Raw genomic sequence first — 23,098 nt, 5'->3', positions numbered from 1 at the left:
CGCCCGGGGCCGCGTCCGCGGGTGCGGGTGCGGGTGCGGGCGGAGCCCCCGGAGCGGGGGCCGCGGGGAAGGTCGGCACCGGCACCTCGGTCGCCCGCTCCGGTCGCGCCGCCGAGCCTTCCGCCCGCAACCGCGCGTCGTCGTCGCCGAACCAGCCGCCGAGATAACCGCAGGTCACCGCGGCCACGAACACGGGGAACGCGATCAGCACCGCCTTGACCGTGCGGCGCCGGGAGTCGGGGAGCTCGCTCATCGTCACCTCATCCACACCGGTAGCCGACGCCGCGAACCGTCGTGATCCGTTCGGCGCCGATCTTGCGGCGGAGCTGCCGCACGTACACGTCGACCACATTGGACCCGGGGTCGAAGTCGAAGCCCCAGACCCGGTCGAGGATCTGCTCGCGGGACAGCACCTGACCGGGGTGGCGCATCATCAGCTCGAGCAGCGCGAACTCACGGGTGCTGAGGTCCACGGACTTCTCGGCGACGGTCGCGCGACGGGTGCGCAGGTCGAGGGTCACCCCGTCGACCGAGAGCACCGACGCCTCGCCCTGACCGTTGCCCGACGTCCGCAGCCGCAGCCGCACCCGGGCCAGCAGCTCCTCGAACCGGAAGGGCTTGGTCATGTAGTCGTCGGCGCCACCCTCCAGGCCCGCGACGGTGTCCCGCACCCCGTCCCGGGCGGTGAGGATGATGATCGGTATCGGGTTGCGGGCCTCGCGCAGGGCGCGCAGCACCGCGTAGCCGTCGACACCGGGGAGCCCGAGGTCCAGCACCAGCAGCGCGTACCGGCCGGTCGCCGCGTGCGCGACGGCGTCCTGCCCGTCGGCCACGACCGTGGTGTGGAAGTGGTGCGCGCGCAGGCCCTTCCCGACGAAGCGCGCGATGTGCTCCTCGTCCTCGGCGATCAGGATGTGGTCCACGCGCCCCCCTCGATCCGGTCGGTCGGGACGTCGCCGGCGCCGCCGGCCGCGCCGGGCAGCCGGATCGAGAACGTCGCACCCGCGCCGGGCCGCGAATCGAGCTCCACCCGCCCGCCGTGCGCCTCCGCGATGGCGGTGACGATCGCGAGCCCGAGGCCGGCGCCGGTGTGCAGTCCGCGGGAGCCGCCGTGCGTCGCCCCGCGGGAGAACCGCTGGAAGATCGCCTCGGCGTCGTCCGGGGTGACCCCGTGGCCGGTGTCGGCGACCCGGAAGACGACGTCGGGGCCCCGGACGACCGCACCGAGCGCGATCCGGTCGCCCGGCCCGGTGTGCTGCACCGCGTTCTGCGCCAGCTGCACCAGGGCCTGGGTGATCCGCTGCGGGTCGAGCATCGCCTCGCCCTCGGGCAGGTCGTCGATGCGCCAGCGGCGGTCGCCGAGGCGCTGCAGCTTGGCCGCGACGTCGGTGGTCAGCTCCAGCAGGTCGGTGCGGCGCGGGCTCACGAAGTCGGGTTGCTCGGACTTCGCCAGCAGCAGCAGGTCCTCGACGATCCGGCTCATCCGGTCCAGCTCGCCGCCACACAGCCGCACGACCTCCGCGCGCTCGGCGGGGTCGTCGTCGCCGAGGAGCTCCAGGTTGCCCCGGACGATCGTGATCGGGGTGCGCAGCTCGTGGCTGGCGTCGTCGAGGAACTCGCGCTGCACCCGGAACGCGCCCTCGAGCCGGTCGAGCATCGCGTTGAACTGCATCGCGAGCGCGGCGACGTCGTCGTGCCCGACGACCTCGATCCGCTGGGTCAGGTCTTCGTGGGTGATCCGCTCGGCGGCCTTGCGGACGGCGTTCACCGGCCGCAAGATCTGCCCCGCGATGATCCACGACGCCAGCGCGGCGATCAGCACCCCGCCGCCGGAGACGATCATGACGGCCCGGGTCACCGCCTCCGCCGACGCCAGGTGCGGCGTCACCTCGGAGGCGATCACGTACGTACCGGCGGGCTCGCCGGAGTCGTCGACCACCCGGACCGACGACCAGAGCACCGGTCCGGCGGATGTCTCGAGCCGGCCGCCCTCCCCGGCCTCGGCCACGATCGGCGCGATCACCTCGCGCTGCTCGGCCTCGCTCGGTGGGCGGTCGGGCTGGGTCAGCACGCGCCCGTCGCCCGCGATGCCGAACAGCAGCTCGCCGTCGTGCGGGTACTGGCGCAGCAGGTGTCCCTCCATCAGCTGCACCGCATCGACCGTCGGGGCTCCGGTGATCGGGTCGCGCCCGCTCTCGGCGACCCGGAGGAACTCCCGGGTCTCCTGGACGAGTCCGTCGTGGACGGACCGGACGGCGTCGGCCTGCAGCAGGTTGCGGACGGCCAGCCCGACGCTGAACAGCGTCACGATCAGCAGCAGCGTGCACCAGCCGACGATGCGCAGGCGGGCCGGGAGGAACAGCCGGCGGCGTACCGGTCGCGACGCGGGGCGGTCGGGGGCGCGCACGCTGGTCGCGCGGACGGTCCCCGTACCGGGCCCCGCCTGCGGTTCCGCGTCCGCGGAGTGGGGCCGGTGAACGGTCATGACCGCCGAACGGTACCCCGATGACGATCGACGCAGGGTGAGGAAACCTTCATCTACCGGGCAGGCTCCGGTCCGCCGCGCCCCGCGGCCGCGGCGAGCGCGGCGCGCACCTTCTCGAGGTCGTCGAGCCGGGTGTGCAGGATCTGCACGACGCGGTCGTCCTCGACGGCGGCATACCCGTGCACCAGCAGGTTCCGGAACCGTGCGATCTCCCGGAGATCGCTGACCAGTCTGGCAGGAAGCATTCCCGCCTCGCCCAGGACGGTGAAGACGTCGGCGTAGTCACGCGGAGTGCGCAGTCCCCCGGCGGCCACCAGGTGCCGCCCGGCGGCGATGCACGCCTCGATCGCGACCACGAACCGGTACTTGATCGCGGCGAGCACGTCCTCGTCGGCGAGCAGCTCTGCCGCGTCGCGCCGGGACAGCCGACGAAGCGCGACGATCTCGGTGCCGAGCCGGTCGAGGAGAGCGCGGAACCGGAGCGGGTCGACCACGTCAGCGTCGCCCCTCGGCGATCGCGGCGAGCAGTTCCCGGTCCAGCGGCGCGGCCCACACCTCGACGTCGTCGGCCATCCGCCCGACGAGCGACTCGTAGGCCACGCGACGCTCCTCGTCCCGGCTGAAGATCACCACGCGGTCCCGCAGGACCCTCCCGGCGAACCGCAGCTCGGCGTCGTTCAGCACGACGACCTCGATCCGTGCGAGGCCGGACTCCGCCGACAGCCGCTCCCCGACGCTCGCGGCGACCCGGTCGGCCTCGTGAGCGGGCAGCCCGTCGTCGAGGAGCACGGCGACGTCGACGTCGCTGTCCGGGCGGGCGCGGCCGGTCGCCCGCGAGCCGAAGAGGTAGGCGAAGCGGACCTCGGCGGGGATGTCTGCCGCCGCCCGCTCGGCGGCCGACCGCAGGGCGTCCGCGGTATCGGTCGGCGTGGCCGTCATGGGGCGGAGCCTACCGGCGGGCTCCGGTCCCCGACGGGGCTCAGCCCTCGCGGGGGTCCACGACCAGCAACGACTCCCCGGCCGGCCGGAACCCCGCCCGCCGGTAGAACGACGCGCTGCCCGGTGTCGGGGCGAGCATCAGCCGCCGGTACCCGCGGTCCCGGGCGTGCGCGACGACCGCCGTCAGCAGCGCCCGCGGCACCCCCGCCTCGGCGAACGCGGCCAGCACGAACGCGTTGCCGACCTGCCCGGTCCGCGCGCCGCGACCGCCGGGGCGCGGCATCTGGACCGTCTCCAGCACGTTGATCGACCCGATCGGCGTGTACCCGGCCCGGTCGCTGCCCGCCTCGGCGATCCAGAACGCCCGGCGCGGCTGCTCGACCCGCCACCAGGCGGCGAAGGCCTCCTCGAAGCCGGGGTCGGGCACCGGGCGTCCGGCGCGTTCTTCCAGCCACTCCCGGCGCAGCCGGGCGAGCCCGGCGACGTCGCGCTCGTCGGCGACCCGCACCCTCAGCCGACGGCCGCCGAACTCCCAGGCCGACCCGGCGGCGTCACCTGCCGTCGTGGGGTCGGGGATCGAGGACAGGCCCTGCTCAGGCACCGGGGCCCGGGACCGCGGAGGTGCTACCGGCCGCGGTCGGGTTCACCACCGTCAGCGGCAGCAGTGTGGTCCCGCTGGGGCCCACCTCGATGTCGGTGCCGGTGGAGGGGCACACGCCGCAGTCGAAGCAGGGGGTCCAGCGGCAGTCGTCCTGCTCGCGGCCGTCGAGCGCCTCCTGCCAGTCCTCCCAGAGCCAGTCCCGCTCCAGGCCGGAGTCGAGGTGGTCCCACGGCAGGATCTCGTCCCGGCCGCGCTCGCGGGTGGTGAACCAGTCCAGCGACACCCCGGCCGGCTCCAGCGCCGCCGCCGACGAGGAGACCCAGCGGTCGTAGGAGAAGTGCTCCGACCAGCCGTCGAACCGGCCGCCGTCGCGCCACACCGTCTCGATCACCGCGCCGACCCGCCGGTCGCCCCGGGCGAGCAGTCCCTCGATCAGCGAGGGCTCGCCGTCGTGGTAGCGCATGCCGATGTTGCGGCCGATCTTCCGGTTCGAGTTCACCGCCTCGCGCAGCTTGCGCAGCCGGTTGTCGACGACCTCCGGGCTGGTCTGCGACGCCCACTGGAACGGCGTGTGCGGCTTCGGCACGAACCCGCCGATCGAGATCGTGCAGCGGACGTCGTTGCGGCCGGACGCCCGCCGGCCCGCCTCGATCACCCGGTAGGCCATCCCGGCGATCTCCAGGACGTCCTCGTCGGTCTCGGTCGGCAGCCCGCACATGAAGTAGAGCTTGACCTGCCGCCAGCCCTGGGCGAACGCCTCCGAGCAGGTCCGGATGAGGTCGTCCTCGGAGACCATCTTGTTGATCACGCGGCGGATCCGCTCGGACCCGCCCTCCGGAGCGAAGGTCAGGCCGGAGCGGCGGCCGTTGCGGGAGATCTCGTTGGCCAGGTCGATGTTGAACGCGTCGACCCGGGTGGACGGCAGCGACAGCGAGGTGTTGGTGCCCTCGTAGCGGTCGGCGAGCCCCTTGGTGACCTCGGCGATCTCCGAGTGGTCGGCGGAGGACAGCGACAGCAGGCCGACCTCGTCGAACCCGGACGAGCGCACGGCGGCGTCGACCATCTCGCCGATCCCCTGCAGCGACCGCTCCCGCACCGGGCGGGTGATCATCCCGGCCTGACAGAACCGGCAGCCGCGGGTGCAGCCGCGGAAGATCTCCACCGACGCCCGCTCGTGCACCGTCTCGGCCAGCGGGACCAGCGGCTTCTTCGGGTACGGCCACTCGTCGAGCTCGATGGTGGTGCGCTTCTGCACGGTGGCGGGGACGCGGTCGTCGGCCGGGGTCACCGCGGTGATCGCGCCGTCGTCGCCGTAGGAGACGTCGTAGAGCGAGGGCACGTAGCAGCCCGGCGTCGACGACAGCCGGACCAGCAGCTCACGACGCCCGCCGGGGCGGCCCTCCGCCTTCCAGTCCCGGACGACGTCGGTGATGTCCCCGACGACCTCCTCGCCGTCGCCGAGCGCCGCGACATCGACGAAGTCGGCGACCGGCTCCGGGTTGAACGCCGCGTGCCCACCGGCGACGACGACCGGGTGCGTCTCGTCCCGGTCGCGCGCGTGCAGCGGCATGCCGGCCAGGTCGAGCGTGGTGAGCAGGTTCGTGTAGCCGAGCTCGGTGGAGAACGACACGCCGAGCAGGTCGAAGGCTCCCACGGGGTGGTGGGCGTCGACGGTGAAGGCGGGGACGTCGTGCTCACGCATCAGCGCCTCGAGGTCGGGCCAGACCGCGTAGCAGCGCTCGGCCAGCGCGTCGCCGCGCTCGTTCAGGACCTCGTAGAGGATCTGGACGCCCTGGTTGGGCAGGCCGACCTCGTAGGCGTCCGGGTAGAGCAGGGCCCACCGGACGGCCGCGGAGTCCCACGGCTTGACCTGGGAGTTCCCCTCACCGCCGACGTACTGCACCGGCTTGGAGACGCGGGGCAGGATCGGCTCCAGGACAGGGAAGACGGAGGTGGGTGCCACGCTGCGCCAGGGTAGCCGCGTCCGGAGCACGCCGATCGTGTGGGGCGGGGTAGACAGTGCCACTGCCTCGCCCCCGACCGCCCCACCGCCCCACCGCCCGACCGCCCGCCCCCGACCGCTCAGTGCACGACCGGCCCGCTGCCCGGTGAGGGCGGCGCCGTCCGCGGCGACGGGCGCCCGCTGACGGCGGGGGCGCGGCGGCGCCTGACCGCGGCCACGAGCAGCACGGCACCGAGCACGGTCCCGAACTGCAGCAACAGCAGGTCGCCGATCCCGGGGCCCATCATCCGGTAGGCCGAGTTCGGGTCCACCAGCGCGTACAGGCTGCCCAGCAGGAAGACGGTACCCGCCGTCGCCGGTGTCGCCGGCGACCGCCCGGCCTGCGCGGCGAGGACTCCGACCACCGCACCTCCGGCCAGCATCAGGGCCGCCCCGGGGTACAGGTACGAGTGGTCGAGCAACGCGGCCCCGCGCCGCACCCGCTCGGTCCCGGCCCCCATCAGGGCCACCGCGACCACCGCGCCCAGCAGCCCCGCGGTCATTCCCGCCACCCGCATGCCGTCTCCCCCGGATCCGTCCGACCTGGACGAACACCGACGCTAATGGATCACGGGCGGGTGCGGGTCGCTTTCCGGCGACTCGGTCGGTCGCGACCGCGCGGCCCGGGGCGGCACCGGTCAGCGTCTCCCGTCCGGCAGCGCCAGCCGGTTGATCGTCCCCAGCACCTGCAGGTACTGCTTCCACAGTGGACCGGTCGTGTACTCGAGCCCGTACTCGGCGCACAGCTCCCGCACCTCGGGCGCGATCTCGGCGTAGCGGTTGCTGGGCAGGTCCGGGAACAGGTGGTGCTCGATCTGGAACGACAGCTGGCCGGTCATCAGGTGGAAGGTCCGGCCGCCGTCCAGGTTCGCCGAGCCCATCAGCTGCCGCACGTACCACTCGCCGCGGCTCTCGTCCTCCAGCTGCTCCTCGGTGAACTGCACCGCCCCGGTCGGGAAGTGCCCGCAGAAGATGACGGCGTGCGTCCAGAGGTTCCGGACGACGTTCGCGGTCACGTTGCCCGCCAGCACCGGCAGAAAGTACGGCCCGGCCAGTGCCGGGAACGCGAGGTAGTCCTTGAACACCTGCCGCCCGGTCTTGCGGCCGATCGACTTGATCTGCTGCCACACCCGCGACCAGGGCTTCTCCCCCGCGACGAGCTTCTCGACCTCCAGGTCGTGCAGCGCGACGCCGTACTCGAAGACGATCGACAGCAGGAAGTTGTAGAGCGGGTTGCCCAGGTAGTACGGCCGCCAGGGCTGCTCCTCGGACAGCCGCAGGATGCCGTACCCGACGTCGCGGTCCTTGCCGACGACGTTGGTGTAGGTGTGGTGCTGGTAGTTGTGCGAGTGCTTCCACTCGGCCGCCGAGGAGACGTTGTCCCACTCCCAGGTCGACGAGTGGATCTCCGGATCGCGCATCCAGTCCCACTGGCCGTGCATGACGTTGTGCCCGATCTCCATGTTCTCCAGGATCTTGGCGATCGAGAGCATGGCGGTCCCGGCGATCCAGGCCGGGGGCAGGACGCCGGCGAACAGCAGCGCGCGCCCGCCGACCTCCAGCGCACGCTGCTTGCGGATCACCCCGCGGATGTAGGCGGCGTCCGAGGCGCCGCGCTCGGCCAGCACCCGGTCGCGGATCGCGTCGAGCCGGCGGCCGAGCTCCTCGATCTGCCCGGCGGTGAGGTTCGTGGTGGCCTCGACGTCCTCCCGGCGGGTGGAGGGGACGAGCTCCAGCACCGGACGCTGCGGGTGCTGCTCACGACCGGTCTCCTCCGGCCCGGGCTCGACGGCGACGGGACGGTCCTGGGTGGCAGTCATGGTGACCTCCTCGGATCGGGGGCGGGAGTGCCGATGCGGGCGGGCCCGCAGGCGGAGTTGATGCAGGTCTGGACGAGGTCGCCGGGTTCGCCGTGCGCCTCGCCCGTGCGCAGGTCACGGACCCGGCCCTCGCGCAGCGGCAGCACGCAGCCGAAGCAGATCCCCATCCGGCAGCCGTGCGGCATCAGCTTCCCGGCGGCCTCGCCGGCTTCGAGCAGGCTCTGGCCCGGCGCCACCTCGACCTCGGTGCCGTCGAGGTCGACGGTGCCGCCGGTGCCCTCGGCCTCCCGGGCGGGCGGGGTGAAGCGTTCGGCGACGACGCCGTCCCAGGCCTCGTCGAGGGCGTCGAGCAGCCCGGCCGGGCCGCAGGCGTGGACGGCGCGGTCGGCCCGGTCCGGGACGGCGGCGTCCAGCGACTCCGGGGTCGGCCGCCCGCTGACCGCGGTGTGCCGCAGCACCACCCGCAGCGACGGGTGCCGCTCCGCGAGCCCGGCCAGCTCGGCGGCGAAGATCGTGTCCGCACGAGTACGGGCGGTGTGCACCAGCACGGTGTCCGGGATCCGGCCGCGCTCGTCGAGGGTGCGCAGCATGCCCATCACCGGGGTGATGCCGCTGCCCGCGGTGACGAACAGGAGCTTGGCCGGCAGCGGGTCCGGCAGCGTGAACTCCCCGGCCGCCTGCTCCAGGTCGACGATCGTCCCGATCGGCAGGTCCCGGACCAGCGTCGGCGAGACGGTCCCGTCGGCCACCTCCTGCACGGTGATCGTCAGCCGGTCCGCCGACTCCGGCGACGAGAGCGAGTAGCTGCGGCGGTACCGGACGCCGTCGACGTCGACCCCGACGCCGACGTACTGCCCCGCCCGGTGCCCGGCCCACAGCCGGCCCGGCTCGATCGTCACCGAGACCGCGCGGCCGGTCTCGCGACGACGGGCGACGACCCGGCCCCGCAGCGTGCGCGTCGACCACAGCGGATCGATCATGGTCAGGAAGTCCTCGGGCAGCAGCGGCGTGGTGAGCACGCGCGCGGCGGACAGCAGGCGCCGGGGCGTTCTCGGTGCCGCGGGTCGGATCATGACATCAACTCTGCGCGTATTGATGTCACATGGCAAGTGCAGCTAGCCGGAGTCTCGTGTCACATCGACCCCTGCTAACCTCAGTGTCATGACGGAGGGAGTCCCGACCCCCGACGATCCGGACGGCTGGCTGACGATCGACGAGCTGGCCCGCGCCAGCGGCGTCACCGTCCGCAACATCCGCGCCTACCAGGCCCGCGGCCTGCTCCCTCCGCCGCAGGTCAGGGCCCGGACCGGGTACTACGGGCCCGGCCACGCCGCCCGCCTGGAGCTGATCAAGGACCTGCAGGACGAGGGCGTCAAGCTCGACACGGTCAAGAAGCTGCTCGACACCACGGGCGGTTCCACCGAGCAGGTCGTGCAGTTCATCCGCACCGTGCGGGCGCTGTTCGCCCCCGAGGACCGGCAGATGGTGCAGCTGGCCGAGCTCGCCGAGCGGTACGAGACGACCGACGCCGGGCTCGCGAAGCGCGGGGTCAAGATGGGCCTGCTGCGCGAGCTGGGCGAGGACACCTACGAGGAGATCAGCCCGCGGCTGATGAACGCCGCCGCGGAGCTGACCGGCCTGGGGATCCCGATCGGCCGCTCGCTCGACGTCGTCGAGCAGCTGCGCAAGCACGCCGACGGCGTCGCGAAGCTCTACGTCGACCTGTTCCTCGGCGAGATCTGGCAGCCGTTCGACGCCGAGGGCCGGCCCGACGACCAGTGGCCCCGGGTCTACGAGACGATCGAGCGGATGCGGCGGATCTCCGGCGAGGTGATGATCGCGGTCCTCGAACTGGCCGTCGCGGAGCGGGTGGACGTCACCTTCGGCCGGGACATCGTCCGCAATGTGCGCACCACGAGCGCACCCCCGCCGGACGCCTGAGGCCCACCCTCGAGGGGTACGGCAGGATCGTCGCCGGAAGATCGAACAGCGATCGGGTGCCGCTCGAGGAGCGGGGTGTCAGCTCAGCAGCCCGGCGGTACGCAGCGCGGCCCGGACATCCTCGTGGTGCCATTCGTCGAGCGGCACCAGCGGCAGCCGGATCCCGCCCGGCATCAGCCCCAGCTCGGCCAGCGCCCACTTCACCGGAATCGGGTTCGGCTCGGAGAACAGCGCGGAGTGCAACCCGGCCAGGTCGGCGTCCAGCGCGGACGCGGTCTCGGCGTCCCCCGCGACGGCGGCCTTGCACATCCGGGCCATCGTCTCCGGCGCGACGTTGGCGGTGACCGAGATGTCGCCGTGGAAGCCGGCCAGCATCGACGCGCGGGCGGTGCCGTCGTCGCCGGAGTAGAGCGCGAAGTCGGTCAGGCCCAGCGCGACGAGCTCGCGGACCCGGTCCAGGTCGCCCTTGGCCTCCTTGAGCCCGACGATGTTCGGGATCTCGGCGAGGCGGGCCACGGTCGAGGGCAGCATGTCGCAGGCCGTGCGACCGGGGACGTTGTAGAGGTACTGCGGGATGTCGACGGCCTCGGCGACCCGCTTGAAGTGCTGGTAGAGGCCTTCCTGCGGCGGCTTGTTGTAGTACGGCGTGACCAGCAGCGCGCCGTCGGCACCGGCCGCGCGGGCGGCCCGGGTGAGGTGGATCGCCTCATCGGTGGAGTTCGCGCCGGTCCCGGCGATCACCGGGACCCGGCCGTTGGCGACCTCGATGGTCCGGCGCATCACCTCGGTGTGCTCGAGCACCGACAGGGTGGACGACTCCCCCGTGGTGCCGACCGAGACGATCGCGGAGGTCCCCGCGTCGATCTGGCGCTCCACCAGCTCGCCGAGTGCCTTGTGCTCGACCTCGCCGTCCTCCCGCATCGGGGTCACGATCGCGACGATGCTTCCGGTGATCACGGCTGGCCTCCCTGGTTCGACCCGGTGGTGCGGGCCGACGGTAGCAAGGCCCCGAGCGGGGTCGGTGAGGGTCAGCCCAGGGCGAGCCGCAGCGGCTGCACCGACCGCCCGATCCGCCGCGCAGCCTGCACCGCGACCACGGCGGCCGCGATGGCGGCGACGGCGGTGACCGCGATCGGCCGGTCGTTCGCGACGATCCCGACCAGCGCCCACACGACGGCGGCGGCGAACCCGGCGAACCCGGCGGACGAGCCGATCACCGACAGCACGACGGCGGTCAGGATCACCAGCAGCAGGATCGCCCCGACCTGCGGCAGCACGCCCTCGGCCGGCAGGCCGACCGACACCCCGGCGGCCATCAGGCCGAGGACCAGCGCCACCGACGACCACCCCAGGTAGATCGACAGCGGCAGCCGGAACGCGAGCTGCTCGGTCAGGTCCTGGGCGTGGTCACGGGACAGCCGGGAGTAGGTCACCGCGAGCGCGACGACGAGCGCGATCAGCAGCAGCTCCGCGGTGACCACCCAGCGGTGCGAGAACGCCAGGATCCACAGCGCGTTCGCGACTGCGGTCGCCGCCAGCCACCAGCCGACCCGGCGGTGGATCGCGCGTCCGCGCTGGCCGGGCAACAACGCGTAGACCGCGTAGACGACGAACCCGAGGTAGATCAGGCTCCAGATCGAGAAGGCCCAGCTCGCCGCCAGTAGCGGGGTGTCCACGGACCGGGCGACCTCCCCGATCGCGGAGCCGGCGAGGGCGGCGACCAGGACCTGGAGGATCGCCAGCAGTGCCACGACCACGCTCCGGATCAGGTCCGCCGTGGTGGGGTGCGGGGTGAGCACGGTCATGGTGCACATGGTGGCGCGCCGCGGCCGCTCGGGCCATCCGGCGGGCGGGGGTCGTCGATCACCCCGCCCAACCGGGCGACGGTCGGAGGACGCGGTGGAACAGGTGCACGTCGCGGGCGTCGTCCGGGGACAGCCGGACCCCGCCCGGGAGCCGGCCGTACTCGACGAAGCCGCGGGCGGCGTAGAAGCCGGGCAGCGGTGTCCCGCCGCGGGCGCCGAGCGTCACCATCTCGACGCCCATGTCCCGCGCCTCGGCGACGGCGGCCTCCAGCAACGTCGTGCCGATCCCCCGGCCCTGCGCGCCGGGGTGGACCATCAGCCGTTGCACGTCGGCGCGGTGCGCCGCGATCCCGGTGCCCGGGACCACGAACACCGTGCCCACCGGGTCGGTGTCGTCGCCGAGCACGAGCATCCGCGCGCCACCGGTCCGGACCTCGTCGACGGTGGCCACGGCCAGGTCCCGGATCTCCTCCGGGTCCCAGCCGGGCACGAAGTCGACGGCGCCACCGGCCTCGGTGACCGCGATCCAGAGCTCGGCGAGCGCGCGGGCGGCGTCCGGGCGCGGGTCGGCGACCCGGTGCGGGAGTTCGACCCCCTCCGTGACGCCGACCTGCGCGGTCACAGCCCGGGGAACCAGAGCTTGATCTCCCGGTCGGCCGACTCCGGGGAGTCCGAGCCGTGCACGAGGTTGGAGCCGGTCTCCAGGGCGAGGTCGCCGCGGATGCTGCCCGGGGCGGCCTTCTCCACCGGGTCGGTGCCACCGGCGACCTGGCGCCACGCGGCGATCGCACGCGGCCCCTCGACGACCGCGGCCAGCACCGGGCCGGAGGTGATGAACTCCAGCAGGCTCTCGAAGAAGGGCTTGCCGTCGTGCTCGGCGTAGTGCTGGGCGGCCAGCTCGCGGTCCACCGTGCGCAGTTCCAGGGCGACCAGGTCGAGGCCCTTGCGCTCGATCCGGGAGATCACCTCACCGACGAGCTTGCGCTGGACACCGTCGGGCTTGACCAGGACGAGAGTGCGTTCAGTCACGGGCGTCAGGGTAGGAGACGGTGGGTGATCGGCCCGCCGCGGGTGCGGGTCAGCCGTCCTGCTGCTGCGACGGCAGCGTCCCGGCCGCCATCCGCCGGGCCACCTCGCGCCGCATCCACACCAGGATCGCCCACACGATCCCGAAGGTGACCGCGACGATCGCCAGCGACGGCAGGAACACGATCGCCGCGACCAGCAGCAGCGCCTGCAGTCCCAGCGCGGCGTGCAGCCCCCACGGGCGCCGCTGCAGACCGGAGGCGACGATCATCGCCACCGCCAGGCCGGTGATCACGCCGAGGCCCAGCGCGGTCGAGCCGCTGCCGAACCGCGGGAGCACCAGCAGGGCGAGCAGGACGACGATCGCCTCGAGGATCAGTGTCGCCGCGAACACCCCGCGCGCACCCTTCATCGGGTCGGTGGGCGGCGGGCGCACGCCGTCGGGGACGCCGGGGATGCGGTCGCTCACTCGGGCTCCTTGCCGAACAGGGCGCGGGCCTCGCCGGCCGTCACGACCGACCCGGTGACGACGACGCCGACACCGGACCCGCCCGCCTCCTCGGCGATCTCCGCGGCCTGTTCGACGGCCTCGCGCAGCGACGGCTCGACGCTGACCCGGTCCGACCCGAAGACCTCGGCGGCCAGCGCACCGAGGGCGTCCGGGTCCATCGCCCGCGGCGAGGAGTTGGTGGTCACGACCACCTCGTGCAGGACCGGTTGCAGGCCCTCCAGGATGCCCCGCGCGTCCTTGCCCTCCAGCACGCCGAGCACCCCGACCAGCCGGGTGAACCGGAAGTCGGCGGTGAGCGCGGTGGCCAGGGCCTTCGCCCCGGCCGGGTTGTGCGCGGCGTCGAGCAGCACGGTCGGGGTGTCCGGCCCGCCCTGTACCGGTTCGAGCCGGCCCGGCGACCGGATGCCGGCGAACGCGGCGCGCACGGCGTCGGGATCCAGCGGCTGCGCCGTTCCCGCGCCGACCAGCGCCTCGGCCGCGGCCAGCGCGACCGCCGCGTTCGACGCCTGGTGCTCGCCGTGCAGCGGCAGGAAGATCTCGTCGTAGCGGCCGGACAGGCCCTGCAGCTCCAGGCGCTGCCCGCCGACCGCGATCTCGCGCTCCCGCACACCGAACTCGGCGCCCTCCCGGGCCACCTGCGCGCCGACCTCGGCACAGCGTTCGATGAGGACCTCGGCCACCTTCTTGTCCTGCGCGGCGAGCACCGCGACCGAGCCCTCCTTGATGATCCCGGCCTTCTCCCGGGCGATGCCGAGCACGTCGTCGCCCAGGTAGTCGGCGTGGTCGACACCGATCGGGAGGATCACGGCCACGTTCGCGTCGGCGACGTTGGTGGCGTCCCAGCGCCCGCCGAGCCCGACCTCCAGCACCGCGGCCTCGACCGGGGCGTCGGCGAACGACGCGAACGCCATCGCGGTGAGGATCTCGAACTTGCTCAGCGCCGGCTCGTCACCGCGCGCGGCATCGACCAGCTCGGCCAGCGGCTCGACCTCGCGGTACACCGCGACGTAGCGCTCCGGGCTGATCGGCCGGTTGTCCAGGTTGATCCGCTCGGTGGCCCGCTGCAGGTGCGGGCTGGTGTACCGGCCGGTGCGCAGGCCCACCTCGGTGAGCAGCGCGTCGATCATCCGCGAGGTCGAGGTCTTGCCGTTGGTGCCGGTCAGGTGCACCACCGGGTAGCCGCGCTGGGGTTCGCCGAGCGCGTCGCACAGCGCGGTGATCCGGTCCAGCGACGGCTCCATCCGCGACTCGGGCCAGCGCCGGTCCAGGGCCGCCTCGACGGCGAGGAACTCGGCGTACTCGGCCACCGAGGTCTGGGCGGGTACGACGTCCGGGGTGTCGCCGCCGCGGATCTCGTCGAGGACGGCCGCGATCACGGCCTCCTGCGCGTCGCGCTCGGCGGGCTCGTCGTCCCGGGACGCGGCGTCCGAGCGGTCCGGGCCGTCCCGGTCCCCGTCCCCGTCCCCGTCCCCGTCGGAGCCGGTCCAGTCGGAACCGGCTCCCCCGTCGCCGGCGGGATCGGTGTCGCCGACCTCGTCGTCGGTGTCCGTTCCGGCCGGACGGCGCCCCGTCCGGCCGGCGGGACCACCGTCGACGGCATCGGGGTCGTCACCGGAATCGTCGCCGAAGCCGCCCTCGGCCCAGCGGTCCCCGCCGTAGGTCGGCGAGTCCTCCTCGTCGAACTGGTCGTACTCCCTGGACATGCGGTACTCAGGCCTCCGGCAGCGCGGCCAGCCGCGCCGCGATCCGCTCGATGTCCGCCAGCGCCGTGGCGTGCCGGGACCGGATCCCGTCGACGACCTCGGCGGGCGCCTTCTCGGTGAACTTCGGGTTGTTCAGCTTCTTGTCCGCCTGGTCGCGTTCCTTCTCGGCGACCGCGAGGTCCCTGCCGAGCCGGGCCCGCTCGGCGGCGACGTCGATCGCGCCGGAGGTGTCCAGCTCGACCGTGACGGGCCCGCCCGTGGTCGCGACCTCGAAGGTGGCGGTGGCCGAGAAGTCCTCGCCCGCCTCGTCGAGACGGTTCAGGAACCGCAGCGACCGCTCGTGCGCGGCGAGGCCGGCCTCGGAGAGACCGACCAGCCGGGCCGCGACGGACTTGCGGTCCGGCAGGCCCTGCTCGGTGCGGAACCGGCGGACCTCGGTGATCACCTTCTGCGCGTCGGTGACCCGCGCGGACGCGGCGGGGTCGACCGGGGCGCCGGTGCCGTCCGCGGTCGGCCAGGGCGCGGTCACGACGGTCTCCCGGCCGGTCAGCGCGGTCCACAGCGCCTCGGTGACGAACGGGGTGATCGGGTGCAGCATCCGCAGCAGCGCGTCCAGGACGTGGCCGAGGACCGCCTGCGTCCCGGCCTCGGTGGCGGGGTCTGCGCCCGTACTCGTTCCGCTGTCGCTGCTCTCGGTGAACTGCGTCTTGGCCAGCTCGACGTACCAGTCGGCCAGCTCGTCCCACGCGAAGTGGTAGAGCCCCTCGGTGGCCTTGGCGAACTGGTAGGCGTCGAGCAGCGCGTCGGTCTGCGAGCGGACCTCCGCCAGCCGGCCCAGGATCCAGCGGTCGGCGTCGGTGCGGTCCGCCTCGGCGGGCAGCGGCGCGTCGGCGGTCGCGCCCTTGGCCAGCGCGAACCGGGTGATGTTCCACAGCTTCGTGGTGAAGTTGCGCGACGCCGCGACCCAGTCCGACGACAGCGACATGTCGGTGCCCGGGTTGGAACCGCGGGCGATGGTGAACCGCAGCGCGTCGGCGCCGTAGGTGTCCATCAGGTCGAGCGGGTCGATGACGTTGCCCTTGGACTTCGACATCTTCTTGCCGTGCTCGTCACGGATGAGCCCGTGCAGGTAGACGTCGGCGAACGGGGACCTCCCCATCGCGTACGTCCCGAACATCATCATCCGGACGACCCAGAAGAACAGGATGTCGTAGCCGGTGACCAGCACCGAGTTCGGATAGTACTTCCGGAGGTCCGGGGTCTCGTCCGGCCAGCCGAGCGTGGAGAACGGCCACAGTCCGGAGGAGAACCAGGTGTCGAGGACGTCGGAGTCCTGCCGCCAGCCCTCGCCGGACGGCGGCTGCTCGTCCGGCCCGACGCAGACGACCTCGCCGTCCGGGCCGTACCAGACCGGGATCCGGTGCCCCCACCACAGCTGACGGCTGATCGTCCAGTCGTGCATGTTGTCGACCCAGTCGAAGAAGCGCTTCTCCTGCTCCTTCGGGTGCAGCACGGTCTCCCCGGACCGGACCGCGTCCCCGGCGGCCCGGGCCAGCGGTTCGGTCCGGACGAACCACTGCAGGCTCAGCCGCGGCTCGATCGGGACGCCGGTGCGCGAGCAGTGCCCGACCGAGTGCAGGTAGGGCCGCTTCTCGGCGACGATCCGGCCCTCGGCGGCGAGCTCCTCACGGATCGCGCGGCGCGCCTCGAACCGGTCCATGCCGTCGAACCGGGTGCCGGAGCCGGAGATCGTGCCGGTCTCGTCCATGATCGTCGGCATCGGCAGGTCGTGCCGCTTCCCGAGCTCGAAGTCGTTCGGGTCGTGCGCCGGGGTGATCTTGACGGCGCCGGAGCCGAACTCCGGGTCGACGTAGTCGTCGGCGACGACCGGGATCTTCCGGCCGGTGATCGGCATCTCGATCTCGGTGCCGACCAGGTGGGCGTAGCGCTCGTCGCCGGGGTGGACCGCGACGGCGGTGTCGCCCAGCATCGTCTCGACCCGGGTGGTGGCGACGACGACCGAGGCGTCCCCGTCCCCGTAGCGCATGGAGACGAGCTCGCCCTCGACCTCCGCGTGGTCGACCTCGATGTCCGAGATCGCCGAGCGCAGCGCCGGGGACCAGTTGACCAGGCGCTCGGCCCGGTAGATCAGCCCGTCGTCGTACATCCGCTTGAAGACCGTCGAGACGGCACGGGACAGGCCCTCGTCGAGGGTGAAGCGCTCGCGGGACCAGTCGACCCCGTCGCCGAGGCGCTCCATCTGGCCCAGGATCGAGCCGCCGGACTCGGCCTTCCACTCCCAGACCTTCTCGACGAACGCCTCACGGCCGATCGCGTGCCGGTCGGGCTCACCGGCGGCGGCCATCCGGCGCTCGACGACCGACTGGGTCGCGATGCCGGCGTGGTCCATACCGGGGAGCCACAGCGCGTCGTAGCCCTGCATCCGGCGCCGCCGGGTCAGGACGTCGATCAGCGTGTGGTCCATCGCGTGGCCCAGGTGCAGGCTGCCGGTGACGTTCGGCGGCGGGATGACGATGCAGAACGGCGGCTTGTCCGACGACGGGTCGGCCTGGAAGTACCCGCGCTCGACCCAGCGGCGGTACATGTCGCCCTCTACCTCGCCCGGGGTCCACTTGGCGGGCAGGTCGGCGGTACGCGCTGGCAGGGTCTCGGTCACATGTCAAGTCTACGAGTCGCCACCGACAGTTTTCCGGGCCCCTCAGCCGTGGAAGTGCGCCTTCGGGATGACCCCGTGGACGCCGACGGTCCGGTCCACCACCTGTGAGACGGCGAAGTCCGCGGCCGCGGACAGGTAGGCGTAGCCGGTGGCCCGGTCCATCCCCTTGTCCGCCTCCAGGAAGTCCAGCGCGTTGACCACGGCGCGACGCATCGCCACGTTCAGGTCGGTGCCCTGCCCGTCGACGACGCCGTCGGGGTCGGAGAGCCCGATCGGCAGCCACGCGTCGGGGGTCTCACCGAACGGGTAGCCGAAGGCGACCGACGGCGCCGTCCCCTCCCCCGGCCGGCAGACGGTCAGCCGGAACGTGGCCCGCAGCGACCCCTCCAGCGCGGTGAGCGCCACCTCGCCGTCGCCCATCGCCAGGTGCGGGTCGCCGACGTAGAACAGCGCCCCCTCGGATCGGACCGGCAGGTAGAACGCGGAGTCCTCGCCGAGCAGCCGGATGTCGATGTTGCCGCCGCCCAGCGTGGGCGGGATCGAGTTGAGCTCCGGCGCGTTCTCGGCGCCGCCGGGCAGGTGCGCGACGCCCATCGTCCCCATGAAGGGCCGCAGCGGGAAGCTCACCTCGTTCCCGTCGCCGAACGGCATGACGCCGTGCAGCGCGCCGTCCTTGCCCGGCCGGACCGAGGTGAAGATCGAGACATTCCCCTGCCGCACCGGGTCGCCGAGGGCCCGGCCGTCGGTCGCGACCGGGGGCATCACCTCGTCGAGGGTGATCCCGGCGGGCGGACCGCCGTCGCGGGTGCGGGCCAGCGCGCCCTTGCCGTGCCGGCTGGAGACGACGCCGTAGGGCACCCGCGGGACCGCGGCCAGGGTCTCGATCTTCAGGACGTCCCCGGGGCGGGCGCCCTCGACGAAGATCGGGCCGGTGATGACGTGCGGGCCGTCGGTGTCGAAGTCGCGCGGGGTGCGGCGGTAGTCCCGGGCGATCGCCACCGCGTCCGACAGCACCCCGTCCGCGGCCACGCCACGCTCACCGAACCAGGCGACCGGGTCCCGGCCCTGGTCCTCCAGGATCCCCTCGTGCGAGACGGTGTCGATGGTGACGGTCTGTCCGGATCGGACGGTCAGCACGGGTTCGGCGCCGATCGCCGGGACGTAGCCCCACCGGACGGCGTCCGGGGTGGAGTCGAGGTAGTGGTCGCCGGTGATGTCGCCCTGCCCGGGCTGCAGCGGCCCGCCGGGCACCGGGGTGCCGGTGGTGGCCAGGGCGGGGGGCGCGGCGGCCAGGCCGGTGCAGGCGGCGAGCCCGCCCCCGGCGGTGACGGCGGCGGCGGCGCGCAGGAAGTCGCGGCGGCCGAGTGCGGAGATCAGGGAGCGGACGTCGGGGGCGGACATGCCCGCGACCCTCACCCGACCGGGTTACGTGCGGATCACCGGCGGTGTCGCATCCGGTTACGGCGACCACCACGTCGGCTCGCTCTCGCACCCCTGCGCGGCTCGCGCACGGACTGGAGCCGGTGCGACCTCGACGTCCGGGGTGCGAGAGGCCGGCTCGGTCCGACGAGGGGCGCTCACCGGACCGGCAGCAGGGCGGCCCACGGTCGTGGCCAGGAGACGGCGCGCGTCGCGTTTCCGGTGAGCAGGTCGTCCGGCCGGAGGACGCGCACCCGGCCGGCCGCGGGGTCATAGACCCGCCAGGCCGGACGTCCGTCGCTTCCGGTCGTCGAACTGCCGCTCCGGTCGCCCCTCGCCGGGGCCTCGCCGCCGGCCCGACCGTCGCCGCGGTCACGGCCGGGGCCGGTCGCACCGTCTCGGCCGCCCGCGTGATCAGGGCCGTGGGCACCGTCGAGCCCGGTGACCAGCACCCAGTGCCGGGGCAACGACGCCGACCCGACGAGCAGCGGCACCGGCCGGCCGTCGGCCACGGCCGCCGTGATCTCCGACGGCAGCTCGCCGGTCCACCGCCGGACCCGGTATCGCCCCGCGGCCGGCGCGTGCCGGCGCAGCCAGGCCCGCATCCCCCACGGCGTCGTCCCCAGAGCACGGGGCCAGACGCGGTTCGCCTGCCGGTGCGCCAGCGCCTGCGCGGCGGCGAACCGGGGCCCGACCGCTCCCGGCCATCCGGCGCCGGTGAGCGCCGCCGTCACCACCAGCACCGACGGTCCACAGGAGACGCCGTCGGCCTGGACCGCCGGTCCGTCGCCGGTCCGGAGCGGTCCGATGGGGAGCGGCCCCGTCATTCCGGCGCTCCCAGCCTGCGATCCAGCACGAACGACACGGTAGCCAGTCCGATCGCCACGATCATCAGCCCGACCCCGATCAGCGACGGCGCGGTCAGCCCCCAGCCGGCGGCGATCGCGAGCCCGCCGACCGCCGGGCCCACGGTGTTGCCGACGTTGAACGCCGACGTGTTGGTGGCGCTCGCCAGCGTCGGCGCCGCCCCGGCGAGGGCGAACACCCGCGCGTTCAGCGGCGCCGCGGCGACGAAGGCGATGAACCCGAGCCCGATCGCCAGCACCGGGGCCGCACCCGTCAGCGGCGCGGTGAGCCCGAGCACGCCGAGCAGCACCGCCGCCCCGGCCAGCGCGGCGTAGAGCGTCCGCCACGGGTACCGGTCCGCGAGCCGGCCGCCCACCATGATCCCGGCCAGCGACCCCAGCCCCGTCGCGAACCACACCAGCGGTACCCGGGCCGGGGCGACGCCGGCGACGTCGACCAGCAGCGGCGTCAGGTACGCCAGCATCGCGATCATCCCGGCCTGGTAGAACGCCGTCGTCCCGAGCGCCACCCACAGCCGTCCACGACGGAAGACCGCCGCCTCGGCCGACAGCCGTCGCCGCTCGCCGGTCCCCCAGCCGCGCGGCACCATCGCCAGGACGCCGGCGAGGCCGACCAGAGCGAGGACCGCGATCAGCCAGAACGTGGTCCGCCACCCGAAGTGCTGGCCGATCAGCGTGCCCAGCGGGATGCCGACCACGTTGGACACCGTCAGGCCGGCGAGCAGCCGGGACAGCGCCCGCGCCCGGTCCCCGGCGGCCACCGAGGAGACGGTGACGACGGCGGCGACCGCCCAGAACCCGCCGGTGGCGACGGCCGACACGACCCGTATCGCCACGAGCACCGGGTAGCTGTCGGTGAGCGCACCGGCGACGTGCGCCAGGGCCACCACGACCAGCATGACGACCAGGGTGGTGCGGCGGGGCAGGCGCAGCGTCGCGACCGCCATCGCCGGCGCCCCGACGATCATCCCGACGGCGAACGCGGAGATCAGGTAGCCGACCTGCGGGACCGTGACGCCGAGGTCGACGGCCATCTCCGGCAGCATCCCGGTGATCACGAACTCGCTGGTGCCGAGCACGAAGATGCTCAGGGCCAGCACGGTGACCACCCGGGGCACCGGCTCCCGCCGGGCGGCGACCACGGCACCGCTCGCGCCGACCATCGCACCTCCCGACCGTGACGGGGCTCCGACGGCCCCGCCCGGCACGCTAACGAGTTGCGCGGCGCACGATCATCCCGTTTCCGCGCCTACCCTCACCGCCATGAGCGACGTCACACTGACCCCTGAGGTCGTCGAGTTCCTCAACCACGGCACCCGCACCGGCATGCTGGGCTTCACGGCGGGCGACGGCCGTCCGCTGGTCGCCCCGGTCTGGTTCCTCGCCGAGGACGGCGCGATCGTGTTCAACACCAGTCCCGGCTCGGCCAAGGGGCGGGCGATCGCCCGCGACCCGCGGGTGGTGCTGACCGCCGACCTGCCCGAGCCGCCGTACGGGTTCGTGCAGGTCCAGGGGGTCGCGGACACCAGCGGCGACCCCGGCGAGCTGCTCCGCACCGCGACCGCGCTCGCCGGCCGGTACATGGGTGCCGACCGGGCCGAGGAGTTCGGCCGCCGCAACGGGGTGCCGGGCGAGCTCGTCGTCCGGATCCGTCCGACGAAGGTGATCGCGCACACCGACATGACCGCCTGATTTCCTTTGACCTGAAGCCAGGTTCAGTCTCTACCGTCCGACCGGGACCGATGAGTCCCGGAGGCGGGGCCGGTCGGACCCCGCGAGAGGACGGGTGAGGACTGTGACTCCTCCGGTGACGGAGAAGCTGGATCTACGGGACGGCACGCAGCGGGTGTTCGCGCACCTGCTGGTGAGCACGCTGACGGTGTCGGTCGTGAACTTCACGGTGTGGTTCGCCGTGACGTTCTGGGTCTACATCGAGACGCAGTCGGTGATGGCGACCGGATTGATCGCCGGGATCTTCCTGGCCGCGACGAGCCTGACCGGCATCTGGTTCGGCAGCATCGTCGACGGCTACGGCAAGCGTGCGGTCATGCAGGCCTCGGCGGCCGTGTCGCTGGTGTTCTACCTGGCCTGTCTGGGGATCTACCTGGCGACGCCGGCCGAGGTGTTCCGCGACCCGGCGAGCCCGCTGCTGTGGGGCTTCGTCGTGGCGCTGATGCTCGGCGTGATCGCCGGGAACCTGCGGACGATCACCCTGCCGACACTGGTCACGCTGCTCGTCCCGGCCGGGGTGCGGGACCGGGCGAACGGCCTCGTCGGCACCGCGACCGGGGTCTCGTTCCTGGTCACCTCGGTGATCTCCGGCCTGCTCGTGGCCTACGACGGGATGCGCTCGACGCTGGTGCTCGGCGTCGTCGTGCTGACGGCGTCGCTGGTGCACCTGTCCCGGGTCGCCGTGCCCGAACCCGCACGCGTGCACGACGACGGCGGGCGCGGCAAGGTCGACCTGCGCGGCACGCTGCGGGTGGTCGGCTCGGTGCCCGGCCTGCCCGCGCTGATCGTGTTCTCGTGTGTGAACAACCTGCTCGGCGGGGTGTTCATGGCGCTGATGGACCCCTATGGCCTGACCATGATGTCGGTACAGGCGTGGGGCCTGCTGTGGGGCGCGCTGTCCACCGGCGTGATCATCGGCGGCCTGCTGGTGGCCCGGACCGGCCTGGGCTCACGCCCGGTGCGGACGCTGCTGCTGGTCAACGCGACCCTGTGGACGGCGACGATGCTGTTCCCGCTGCAGGCCTCGATCGTGCTGCTGACGATCGGGATGGCGGTGTTCATGCTGCTGATGCCCTACGCCGAGGCGGCCGAGCAGACCGTGCTCCAGCGGGTGGTGCCCTACGAGCGGCAGGGCCGGGTGTTCGGGTTCGCGCAGAGCGTCGAGCAGGCCGCGTCCCCGCTGACGGCGTTCCTGCTGGCCCCGGTCACCGAGCTCTGGGTGGTGCCGTTCATGACCGACGGCGCCGGCGCCCGGGCGATCGGCGGCTGGTTCGGCACCGGCACGGACCGGGCCATCGCGCTGGTGTTCGTGGCGGCCGGGCTGCTCGGCCTGGTGGCGACGCTGGCGGCACTGGCCTCGCGGCCCTACCGCCGGGTCTCCGCGGCCTACCGCGACGCGACGCCCGCCGCCGCCGGGATCACAGCCGACGAGGACCCGGACACCCCGCCGCTCGAGGCCACCTGCCCGACCCCGGCCTGACCGCACCGGCCGGCGGCAGCCCACTCGCGGCGCCGGACGGCGGGAGCCGTTCGCGACGGAGTGTCGCCCGGGCGTGTGGCGCTCGCGTCACG

The 23,098-nt window shown here is 73.4% G+C and carries 22 protein-coding genes; 3 read left to right on the top strand and 19 right to left on the bottom strand.

The annotated features are described in order from the left end of the window. Window positions 1-260: 260 nt before the first annotated feature. The 9 genes from WIS52_RS21735 to WIS52_RS21695 form a co-directional block, all read right to left on the bottom strand. Window positions 261-923: a response regulator transcription factor gene (locus WIS52_RS21735; protein ID WP_349300165.1), complete on the bottom strand. Its 663-nt coding sequence runs from the start codon at window positions 921-923 to the stop codon at window positions 261-263. Continuing rightward, window positions 908-2,485 carry a sensor histidine kinase gene (locus WIS52_RS21730; RefSeq protein ID WP_349300164.1) on the bottom strand — a complete coding sequence of 526 codons (1,578 nt, stop codon included), beginning with the start codon at window positions 2,483-2,485 and terminating at the stop codon, window positions 908-910. The genes WIS52_RS21735 and WIS52_RS21730 overlap by 16 nt, the downstream gene beginning before the upstream one ends. A gap of 53 nt (window positions 2,486-2,538) precedes the next feature. Continuing rightward, window positions 2,539-2,979 carry a type VII toxin-antitoxin system HepT family RNase toxin gene (gene hepT, locus WIS52_RS21725; protein WP_349300163.1) on the bottom strand — a complete coding sequence of 147 codons (441 nt, stop codon included), beginning with the start codon at window positions 2,977-2,979 and terminating at the stop codon, window positions 2,539-2,541. A gap of 1 nt (window position 2,980) precedes the next feature. Then, window positions 2,981-3,424, bottom strand: coding sequence for a type VII toxin-antitoxin system MntA family adenylyltransferase antitoxin (gene mntA, locus WIS52_RS21720; RefSeq protein ID WP_349300162.1), 444 nt, complete (start codon window positions 3,422-3,424; stop codon window positions 2,981-2,983). A gap of 40 nt (window positions 3,425-3,464) precedes the next feature. Next, a complete protein-coding gene (locus tag WIS52_RS21715) occupies window positions 3,465-4,025 on the bottom strand; it encodes a GNAT family N-acetyltransferase (RefSeq protein WP_349300161.1) in 561 nt (186 codons plus the stop codon). Further along, window positions 4,018-5,988 (bottom strand): TIGR03960 family B12-binding radical SAM protein, encoded by a 1,971-nt coding sequence (locus WIS52_RS21710; RefSeq protein ID WP_349300160.1) that lies wholly within the window; start codon window positions 5,986-5,988, stop codon window positions 4,018-4,020. The genes WIS52_RS21715 and WIS52_RS21710 overlap by 8 nt, the downstream gene beginning before the upstream one ends. Before the next feature lie 119 nt (window positions 5,989-6,107). Further along, window positions 6,108-6,545: a hypothetical protein gene (locus tag WIS52_RS21705; protein WP_349300159.1), complete on the bottom strand. Its 438-nt coding sequence runs from the start codon at window positions 6,543-6,545 to the stop codon at window positions 6,108-6,110. A gap of 120 nt (window positions 6,546-6,665) precedes the next feature. Then, on the bottom strand, window positions 6,666-7,847 hold the full coding sequence (locus WIS52_RS21700) for a fatty acid desaturase family protein (RefSeq protein WP_349300158.1): 1,182 nt from the start codon (window positions 7,845-7,847) through the stop codon (window positions 6,666-6,668). Next, on the bottom strand, window positions 7,844-8,920 hold the full coding sequence (locus tag WIS52_RS21695) for a ferredoxin reductase (protein ID WP_349300157.1): 1,077 nt from the start codon (window positions 8,918-8,920) through the stop codon (window positions 7,844-7,846). The genes WIS52_RS21700 and WIS52_RS21695 overlap by 4 nt, the downstream gene beginning before the upstream one ends. Before the next feature lie 88 nt (window positions 8,921-9,008). Here WIS52_RS21695 and WIS52_RS21690 point away from each other — a divergent pair, with 88 nt between their 5' ends. After that, entirely contained in the window at window positions 9,009-9,788 is a 780-nt protein-coding gene (locus WIS52_RS21690) for a MerR family transcriptional regulator (protein WP_349300156.1), read from the top strand. Window positions 9,789-9,866: 78 nt separating this feature from the next. Here the strand turns inward: WIS52_RS21690 and dapA are convergent, their stop codons facing one another. The 10 genes from dapA to WIS52_RS21640 all read right to left on the bottom strand — a co-directional run bounded on the left by dapA (window position 9,867) and on the right by WIS52_RS21640 (window position 20,958). Further along, complete coding sequence (gene dapA / locus WIS52_RS21685; protein ID WP_349300155.1) at window positions 9,867-10,745, bottom strand: 4-hydroxy-tetrahydrodipicolinate synthase; 879 nt, start codon at window positions 10,743-10,745, stop codon at window positions 9,867-9,869. A 71-nt stretch (window positions 10,746-10,816) separates the two neighbouring features. Further along, complete coding sequence (locus WIS52_RS21680; RefSeq protein ID WP_349300154.1) at window positions 10,817-11,593, bottom strand: hypothetical protein; 777 nt, start codon at window positions 11,591-11,593, stop codon at window positions 10,817-10,819. A 58-nt stretch (window positions 11,594-11,651) separates the two neighbouring features. Continuing rightward, on the bottom strand, window positions 11,652-12,215 hold the full coding sequence (locus WIS52_RS21675; RefSeq protein WP_349300153.1) for a GNAT family N-acetyltransferase: 564 nt from the start codon (window positions 12,213-12,215) through the stop codon (window positions 11,652-11,654). After that, window positions 12,212-12,622, bottom strand: coding sequence for a nucleoside-diphosphate kinase (ndk, locus tag WIS52_RS21670; protein WP_349300152.1), 411 nt, complete (start codon window positions 12,620-12,622; stop codon window positions 12,212-12,214). Before ndk ends, WIS52_RS21675 begins: the two co-directional genes overlap by 4 nt. Before the next feature lie 49 nt (window positions 12,623-12,671). Further along, entirely contained in the window at window positions 12,672-13,088 is a 417-nt protein-coding gene (locus WIS52_RS21665; RefSeq protein ID WP_379611381.1) for a DUF4233 domain-containing protein, read from the bottom strand. After that, complete coding sequence (locus tag WIS52_RS21660; protein WP_349300151.1) at window positions 13,085-14,833, bottom strand: bifunctional folylpolyglutamate synthase/dihydrofolate synthase; 1,749 nt, start codon at window positions 14,831-14,833, stop codon at window positions 13,085-13,087. Before WIS52_RS21660 ends, WIS52_RS21665 begins: the two co-directional genes overlap by 4 nt. Before the next feature lie 7 nt (window positions 14,834-14,840). Further along, window positions 14,841-17,510, bottom strand: a complete 2,670-nt coding sequence (locus tag WIS52_RS21655; protein ID WP_349300150.1) for a valine--tRNA ligase — start codon at window positions 17,508-17,510, stop codon at window positions 14,841-14,843. Between the two features lie 42 nt (window positions 17,511-17,552). Further along, entirely contained in the window at window positions 17,553-18,911 is a 1,359-nt protein-coding gene (locus WIS52_RS21650) for an acetamidase/formamidase family protein (RefSeq protein ID WP_349300149.1), read from the bottom strand. A 176-nt stretch (window positions 18,912-19,087) separates the two neighbouring features. Then, window positions 19,088-19,756, bottom strand: a complete 669-nt coding sequence (locus WIS52_RS21645) for a hypothetical protein (protein ID WP_349300148.1) — start codon at window positions 19,754-19,756, stop codon at window positions 19,088-19,090. Further along, window positions 19,753-20,958 carry an MFS transporter gene (locus tag WIS52_RS21640; protein WP_349300147.1) on the bottom strand — a complete coding sequence of 402 codons (1,206 nt, stop codon included), beginning with the start codon at window positions 20,956-20,958 and terminating at the stop codon, window positions 19,753-19,755. The genes WIS52_RS21645 and WIS52_RS21640 overlap by 4 nt, the downstream gene beginning before the upstream one ends. A gap of 100 nt (window positions 20,959-21,058) precedes the next feature. On the opposite strand from WIS52_RS21640, the gene WIS52_RS21635 reads away from it, so the two are divergent. Together WIS52_RS21635 and WIS52_RS21630 are read left to right on the top strand one after the other, a co-directional pair. Next, entirely contained in the window at window positions 21,059-21,487 is a 429-nt protein-coding gene (locus WIS52_RS21635; RefSeq protein WP_349300146.1) for a PPOX class F420-dependent oxidoreductase, read from the top strand. 115 nt (window positions 21,488-21,602) lie between these two features. Further along, complete coding sequence (locus tag WIS52_RS21630; RefSeq protein WP_349300145.1) at window positions 21,603-23,006, top strand: MFS transporter; 1,404 nt, start codon at window positions 21,603-21,605, stop codon at window positions 23,004-23,006. The last annotated feature ends 92 nt before the right edge of the window (window positions 23,007-23,098 follow it).

It is taken from the genome of Pseudonocardia nematodicida, assembly GCF_040105385.1.
GTDB lineage: Bacteria > Actinomycetota > Actinomycetes > Mycobacteriales > Pseudonocardiaceae > Pseudonocardia > Pseudonocardia nematodicida.
This window is presented reverse-complemented; position numbering and strand designations above follow the sequence as displayed.